General features: G+C 23.1%; 4 protein-coding genes. All 4 read right to left on the bottom strand.

The genetic code is table 11. The annotated features are described in order from the left end of the window. Positions 1-199: 199 nt before the first annotated feature. Positions 200-379 carry an SMI1/KNR4 family protein gene (locus GBZ86_RS18755; protein WP_422678937.1) on the bottom strand — a complete coding sequence of 60 codons (180 nt, stop codon included), beginning with the start codon at positions 377-379 and terminating at the stop codon, positions 200-202. 7 nt (positions 380-386) lie between these two features. After that, on the bottom strand, positions 387-701 hold the full coding sequence (locus GBZ86_RS15495) for a suppressor of fused domain protein (RefSeq protein WP_327445289.1): 315 nt from the start codon (positions 699-701) through the stop codon (positions 387-389). 228 nt (positions 702-929) lie between these two features. Then, positions 930-1,436: a hypothetical protein gene (locus GBZ86_RS15490; RefSeq protein WP_152892152.1), complete on the bottom strand. Its 507-nt coding sequence runs from the start codon at positions 1,434-1,436 to the stop codon at positions 930-932. A gap of 118 nt (positions 1,437-1,554) precedes the next feature. Continuing rightward, the gene (locus tag GBZ86_RS15485; protein WP_152892150.1) at positions 1,555-1,776 is read right to left on the bottom strand and encodes a hypothetical protein; all 222 of its coding nucleotides are present in this window, start codon (positions 1,774-1,776) and stop codon (positions 1,555-1,557) included. Positions 1,777-1,890 lie beyond the last annotated feature (114 nt).

The following is a 1,890-nucleotide window of genomic DNA, read 5'->3' as shown; positions in this document are numbered from 1 at the left end:
GTAGATAGTTTTGTGTAAAAACAAAACTACCTACTGTTTTTTGGTATGAACAGTTGATAATTTGGAATAATAAAAAAAATTAATAATAACTCATTATTATTATTTCTTTTAATACTTCTATTTATAATGCCGCCATATTAATTAATGGTACAATCAGATTTAAAGTTAGTTTCACCATAATTATGAAAGTATTTTATAATTATTCATTTGATTCATGTAACATAGCTAAAAGTTCATTAAAAGAATTACATATCTTACATAAGGCTAAATTCTTATTATTAAATGCCTTTTCATGGTCCAAAAATACTATTGTTGGTTTATTAGTAGTTCTATAATCAAAGCATATTAAATTTCCAAATGGATCTTCTGCAATTGGGATTACTTTATTATATTATAGATTCTCTATTTAGATCAAAAATATCAATTTGCTTTTCATCAAAAAGTTCTTCTAATGCATCTAAACCATTGCAATTTGCATAGTTTAACTCTTCCTCTGAAATTGGAACTGCAAGTAACCATGCTACTTTCTTATTTTCAAAACTTAGAGTTTCTAGCCTGTCATCCCAAAGAAAAGGATGAGTAAATAAAATATGTTTCATTGAGTTGTTAGGTATATAAAATTCTACTACATTTTTAAATATGGCTCCTGGATAGCATGAAAATTTAGTATTAATTATATTAAATGCACAACTAGATAATATATTAGCAAAACAATCATAAAATGTATATTAAATGAAGGAGAAGTTAGTGCTAATGTGGTTTATTTAAATAATTAATAACCTATAAATCAACCAATAATTATATAAATATATGTTTTTATAATTGTTTATGTAATAAAAAAGATGACTTCTGTTCAATGTAGAAATCATCTTTTTAAAATAAATACAATTATATACATAATTAAAATTTAATAAATTCAAGTTATTTTATTAAACACGAGTCCAAATATAATAATTATACAGAAGTGCAACTGCAATAACTCTTGGATCAATATCTATATTTAAATTTGCTTCCCAATCAAAATGAGGAAAGGATTCATTTATAATTTTCATATAGCCTACCTCAATATCATTGAAATACATTTTCGAAATAGGGACTAGTGAGTCACCTTGGAAACTGTATTTATTGTTATTTAAAGAAATAGAAAATCTATATTTAGTAGCAATTAACTTTCTGCCAAGTAATTGACCTATTTTAACTCCATTTTCAAATATATTATTATTATTTTTTTTATTATATTGTATTATCAAATCGTTATGTCCATTTTCTCCCTGTAATGTAGCATTGACAGGATTAAACCAAGGTCTTAGCAATAAAATAAAAAATCTAGAAATTATATTTTTTTTGTATGTATATATATCCTGTCCACTGTCAGAATCTTTTATTATTAGGCTATTTGCTAAGAAACCTTTTGTTATTAAAACCATTTTACCCAATTAAATATCACCATCCTATTCAAAATAAGTGTTTGTTTTTTTCTTTAACTGAAACAATAATCAGTAATATTAGCAATCCTAAAAGTAAATATATTATAAAAGCAAATAAATCAACTTTTTATTTTTTACTTAAACTATCTATAATTAGAAAGATTATAAAGGGAAATGCTAATCCACTAATGCAAAGATGTATAAGATTAAAATTTAGATTTCCTAAAGTTATATTTATAGTTAAAAATATTAAAAAAAACAAATAATATATGGTTGCTATGACTTCATTAACTCTATTTCCTGTTCTATATCCAGGAATATGTTTTAAAATTGATTTAATTTTTTTCATTTGATAGTTCCTCCTAGTATGTCTTAAGTTTAATGATATTAATATATTTATGAATGTATAAATAATATAATAGAAATTTAATTTATATAGGTTGAATAGGGCAAAGGACTTTAA

The organism is Clostridium tarantellae, assembly GCF_009295725.1.
In the GTDB taxonomy this organism is placed as follows: Bacteria; Bacillota; Clostridia; order Clostridiales; family Clostridiaceae; genus Sarcina; species Sarcina tarantellae.
This window is presented reverse-complemented; position numbering and strand designations above follow the sequence as displayed.